This is a genomic window from Streptomyces sp. NPDC058665, from assembly GCF_042714995.1.
Lineage (GTDB): Bacteria > Actinomycetota > Actinomycetes > Streptomycetales > Streptomycetaceae > Streptomyces.
Genome location: NZ_JBHXRX010000004.1, coordinates 208,267 through 213,597, shown reverse-complemented (window position 1 = coordinate 213,597; position 5,331 = coordinate 208,267). Strand labels below are relative to the sequence as shown.

The window sequence follows — 5,331 nt, the reverse complement described above, 5'->3', positions numbered from 1 at the left end:
CCCTTGGGGGCTACGGGGGAGTTGGCGACCGACGACAACGGAGGGGGCACCTCCCGTGCCCCCCTCGGGGGCTACGGGGGAGAGCGTGCGTGCCAGGGACCGCGAGCCCGGCAAGATCCAAACGACAGACCCTGAGCGAGCGAACAGCCCCGGCGTGGCGGCGTCAGCCCGTACCGCCCGTACGGATCGCCCGGGTCAGGAAGTAGTCGCGCGCGTCGTCGTAGCAATCCGTACGCCAGCCGGTGGCGTCCAGCGTCGGTCGCAGGTTCGCCTCCGCCAGCGGGTCGTCGGGGCTGAGGGGACGGCCGTGCCGGGCGGCGCGCTCGGCGCGGCCCGACGGGTGGAAGAGCAGGAGGGTGCCGCCCGGTCTGACGACGCGGGCCCACTCGCACAGGGCGGCGGGCGGGTCGGCGACGTGGTTGAGCAGCCCCGCCGAGAAGATGCCGTCGACCGTCCCCGAAGGCAGCGGCAGACGCAGGCAGTCGGCGATCAGCAGACGCGCGGAGCCGCCGCGCCCTTCGCGGGCCGCCGCCGCGAGCATGGCGGGGGTGACGTCCACACCGAGGACCGTGCCCTTGTCCCCCACCTCCTCGCGCAGGGCGGGCAGGACGCGTCCGGTGCCGCAGCCCACGTCCAGCGCGGTCTGCCCGGGGCGCAGTCCCATGCGGGAGACAGCGGACACGTACGCCGGGGTGTCGGCGGCGAAGCGCGCCTCCCAGCGGTCCGCCTTCGGGGTGAAGAACGCCCGGCTCGCGGTGTGTTCGGCCCGTGCCGCGACGAGCGCGGCGAACCGGGCGAGCACGCGGTCCCGGTGCGGAGCCAGCGCGGCGAGGGCGGCCGGTGTGGTCTCCCGGAGGCCGGGACCGCACCGTCCGGCAGGTCCATGGTGTCGCCGTGCCAGTGCAGGACCTCCAGCCGCGCGGGCGTCCCCGCGAACAGCGGATCGGTGGCTGCCGGATGCCGTGTGCGTACCTCGCCCCATCCCACCTGGACCCCCGAGCCGGTACGGGCGGCTGCCCCCGCCGCCACGGCCAGCAGCTGCGCGCCCAGACAGACTCCCAGCACGGGCGCCTCGGCGGCCAACGCCGCACGCAGCAGGGTGAGTTCGGCGGCACGGGTGGGGAAGCCGTCGTCGCCGTACGCCGCCATCGGCCCGCCCATCACGACCAACGCCTCGATTCCGACGAGGCTTTCAGGCAGCGGATCCCCCGCCCACACCCGGCACAACCGCGTCCGCAGCCCGGCCCTGTCGAGCGCGGCGCCGATCGCGTACGGCCCCTCCTCCGGTACGTGCTGCACCACCAGCACCGCCATGACCCCGCCCCCTGTCCGCAGATGCGACCCCGAACACCGCGATCCGACAGTACACCAAGGGCAGATGGGGGATATCTGATCGCATCTGCGTTTCTCGCCACCGGGTGGAACTACGCCTGTCGCGGCGGGATGTTGTGGTTGACGCGGAATCTGTTCTCGGGGTCGTAGAACGCCTTGGCGGACCGGAGCCGTTCGTAGACCGCCGGGTCGTACGCCTCGCGGGTCCGCCGGGCCGTGGCGTCGGCGGGGCCGAGGAAACCCGGGTGTCTTCGCCGGCTCAGCCAGGGCGCGAGAACCTCGAAGAGTTCCTGGCCCGTGTTCGCGTACGACGACACGTCCTCGCCCGGAGGGGCGACGGCAAGCGCGAGGACGGTGAACGCGGCGTCGCGGCGTCCGCCCACCGCGTTGGCCGTGACCGGCGGGCGGGCGTACGCGCCGCCGAGCTGCCGGATGTCGATCATGTTGATCCGGTTTCCCGGGTCGGTGCCGATGTGATCGACGATCGCGCGGACGGTGTCCCGGGTCATCTCGTCGAGGAGCCCGAAGTGTTCGACGGCGGCCATGGGGTCGGTGGGATCCATTCCGATGGATCCGAATTCGGTGTACGGCATCGTGGAAACGGTGTCCATCAAGGGCGTCGCGGCCTGACGCAAAGGGGCGATCAGCCGCTCCCCCTCCTCTTCCCCGCCGACGTAGGAGAGCTGGATCGCCACCACGGTCTTGCCCCGCATGAACCCAGGAAGGTCGGGCAGCGGAGGGAAGTTGAGAAACACGATTCCCGAAGCCAGATCATCAGGAACCGTCGAGGTGAAGCGCCGGTACGCCTCGAACACCGCGCCGGCGTCCGAGCCCGAGAAGAAGAGCGCGCCCGCGTAAAGGTGCGTCACGGGGAAGAGAGCGAACTCCATCGCGGTGACCACACCGAAGTTGCTCTTGCCTCCGAGCAGGGCCGAGAACAGGTCGCTCTCCGACGTCGCCGAGACGTGCCGCGGCTCGCCGTCCGCCGTGACGACCTCGATCCGGGTGACATGGTCCGAGGCCCACCCGTACTTGCGTCCCATGGTGATGCTGCTCCCGCCGCCGAGCGTGTAGCCCACGACTCCGACGCCCGACGAGGAGCCGGCGAGCGGCGCGAGGCCGTGCGCGGCGGCGTCGGTGACGAGCTGCTGGAAACGGACTCCCGCCTGGACGCGAGCCGTCCGCGCTTCGGGGTCGATCGTGAGGTCCGACATCCGCGCCGTGGTGATCAGCAGCGTGTCCTCGGTCGCGGGCAGCGAGGGGCCGTGGCCGGTACCGAGCACCGCGATGTTCAGCCCGAGCCTCGCGGCGGCGCGCACGGCCAGGGACACGTCGTGGGGGCTCGTCGCTCCGACGGCCACCGCGGGGTGGTGCGTGACGGCCAGGTTGAAGACCGCGCACTCGTCGCCGTAACCGTCCGCGCCGGGTGTCAGGACGGGGCCGGCGGCCTCGGCGGCGAGAGCGGCCAGCTCCCGTTCCCAGCGGTCGCGGTCGGGTGCGCCGTTCGATTCCTCTCGGGCCATGACGATGCCTTTCCGCGCCGGCCTGCCGACGCCGCGCGTGCTCGACCGTTGATTCAGCACGGGCACGTTATCATCACATTTGCCCAAATTTGGTGTTGTGGTTGACCGTTACTCCTCACCGGCTGACGTGCCCGCCTGTCACCCATGGCGTGGCTACAGGAGTGGAACCCATGAGCGACCCAACGGCCGCCGACACCGGCTGGACCTGGTACCGGCCGATGAGGGCGCGCAGTGCCGATGAGCGCGCCCGCAGCTCGACCGAACTGGAGCTCCTCTTCGACCTGTGCTTCGTCATCGCGGTCGCCCAGGCCGCCGCCGCTTTCGAGCACGAGGTCACCTCAGGGCGCATCGGCCACGGAGTCCTCGGCTACGCGATGGTGTTCTTCGCGATCTGGTGGGCCTGGATGAATTTCACCTGGTTCGCCTCCGCCTACGACACCGACGACGTCTTCTACCGGCTGCTGACCCTGGTTCAGATCGGGGGCGCGCTCATCATGGCCGCCGGCGCGGCCAGGGCCCTCGATGACTCCGACTTCGTCCTGGTCGCCATGGGGTACGTGGTCATGCGGCTGGCCATGGTCGCCCAATGGCTGCGCGCCGCCTACTCCGACCGCGAACGGCGGACGTCCAGCCTGCGTTACGCGGCGGGGATCTTCCTCATTCAAATCGGCTGGGTCATCGTCGCGTTCGGTGTGATTCCCGATCTGCCGGTGGCGTTCGTCGTTCTGGCGGTGGGCGAACTCGCGATTCCCCCCTGGGCGGAGCGGACCGCGCCGACCACCTGGCACCCTCGGCACATCGCGGAGCGCTTCGGCCTGTTCACCCTCATCGTTCTCGGTGAGACGGTGGCGGCTGCCGCCGCCGCCATGCGTGCCGCCCTCGACACGGATGTCTCTTTCGGTGATGTCGCGTCGTTGTCGATCGGCGGTCTCGTGACCGTCTTCGCCATGTGGTGGCTGTACTTCGCTTTCGACTCCCCGAGCCGGCTCACCTCGCTGGCGGCTTCGCTGCGCTGGGGATACGGCCACTACGCCCTGTTCGCCTCCGCGGCGGCGGTGGGCGCGGGTCTCAGTGTGAACATCGCGGAGGCCACCGGTCACGTCGAGATCGGCCGGACCGCCGTGGCGGCCGCGTACACGATTCCGGTCGCCGTCTATCTCACGGCGCTCGCGCTGCTGCGCCGCGGCTCGAAGCCGTCCGGGGTCCTCGACACGATGTGGGTACTCGCTCTGCTCGGTCTTCTCGCGGCCACCTTCGCGGACGACCCCGTCCTGATCACCGGTCTCGTCACCGCCGCCCTGGTCGCGGGGGTGGTGACGTACATCCAGCGGAACCCGGCCCGCTGAGTCCCCCGGTGTGAGGGCATCCCGGGCCGAGACCGCTCAGGGCTCACAGGTCGATGACGACTCGTCCTTCGCGCCCGCTCTCTCCGTGGCGTCCTGTGCGTCGGCGATCCTGTCGAGTGGGAACCTCTCGGCGATCGGCTGGGTACGACGGTGTACTCCGCCGCCGTACCGAACGGGCGATAGGACTGGGCGAGATACACCCAGACCCTCTGGCCCACTCGGTCCGGGGCCACGTCCGCACCCACGGCATCGATGACGCCGGCGCCGTCGCCGTGAGGGATGACGCGCGGATAACCCATGGTGGAGCCCCAGTAACCGTGCCGCTTGCCGATGTCGCCCACATGGATTCCGGAGACGGCGACGCGGACCCGGACCTCGTGCGGCCCCGGTTCGGGAACGGGCATCTCGCCGATCTGAAGGACCTCGTGGGCCGGCCCTTGTCGCTCGTAGTAGGCCGCGCGCATCGCGGTCGGGTGAGTGGCCATCACATGCCGCCTTTCCGGTGCCGGATTCCCCGGTGGGGTTCCTTCTCGTTCGCGCCACCGCCGTCCGCTCCATCCTCGGCCGGATGTCCCCGGCCTGCATCGGCGACGCTGCGGGCGCGCACGCACGGTGCGGCCATTCGGCTGAAGCCCGCAGGCAGGTTCCCCCTTCCGGGCGTCCGTCCGCCGGCACGGAATGCTCGGCCCACCCGGAGCGGAACGGTCAACTCCCCATGGTCCAGGGCGTGTTACTCGAACAGGGGTCGTGCGCGAGTGCGGCCGGGTCAATAACTTTGTTCGTGGCGAAGGGCTCCCGGGCGAACCGGCCGGGCGTCCCGCCTGCACCACCATCCGGCGCCCGCAATCCCCGCTCACCTCGCGGGACTGGCTCGACAGCGTGTGGGGGCGCCTGGTGGCTCTGAGCCACCCGTAGACCCGCAGGACTGAGCGGAACGGGCGGCATCGCCGGGGCAGCAGTCTGACGCACCGGCCCTACCGCGCCCGAGCACACCAGTACGGGAGTGGGCCCCCCCACCCCCAAAAGCGGGGGGGGGCCGCCCCACTGGCCCACCGGGGGGGGTTACAAAATGAGTTTGTTGTGGGTGGGGGCCAAACCGCCCGCCCCCCCCCCCACGCGCGGGCCCCCGC

Annotated in this window: 3 protein-coding genes and 2 pseudogenes; 1 reads left to right on the top strand and 4 read right to left on the bottom strand. The window is 71.0% G+C overall.

Annotation, left to right across the window (positions count from 1 at the left end; all coding sequences use genetic code 11):
* Positions 1 to 163: 163 nt before the first annotated feature.
* The 3 genes and pseudogenes from ACFWV8_RS04120 to ACFWV8_RS04110 form a co-directional block, all read right to left on the bottom strand.
* Complete coding sequence (locus ACFWV8_RS04120; RefSeq protein WP_384197797.1) at positions 164 to 802, bottom strand: class I SAM-dependent methyltransferase; 639 nt, start codon at positions 800 to 802, stop codon at positions 164 to 166.
* Positions 803 to 924: 122 nt separating this feature from the next.
* Positions 925 to 1,149 (bottom strand): annotated as a pseudogene (locus ACFWV8_RS04115) (gamma-glutamyl-gamma-aminobutyrate hydrolase family protein); the annotation flags it as partial.
* Positions 1,150 to 1,424: 275 nt separating this feature from the next.
* Positions 1,425 to 2,855, bottom strand: coding sequence for an FAD-binding oxidoreductase (locus ACFWV8_RS04110; RefSeq protein ID WP_384197795.1), 1,431 nt, complete (start codon positions 2,853 to 2,855; stop codon positions 1,425 to 1,427).
* A 170-nt stretch (positions 2,856 to 3,025) separates the two neighbouring features.
* Between ACFWV8_RS04110 and ACFWV8_RS04105 the strand changes: the two genes are divergently transcribed.
* On the top strand, positions 3,026 to 4,201 hold the full coding sequence (locus tag ACFWV8_RS04105; protein ID WP_384197793.1) for a low temperature requirement protein A: 1,176 nt from the start codon (positions 3,026 to 3,028) through the stop codon (positions 4,199 to 4,201).
* 146 nt (positions 4,202 to 4,347) lie between these two features.
* Here ACFWV8_RS04105 and ACFWV8_RS04100 read toward each other — a convergent pair.
* A pseudogene (locus tag ACFWV8_RS04100) lies at positions 4,348 to 4,605 on the bottom strand (alcohol dehydrogenase catalytic domain-containing protein); the annotation flags it as partial.
* Between the last annotated feature and the right edge of the window lie 726 nt (positions 4,606 to 5,331).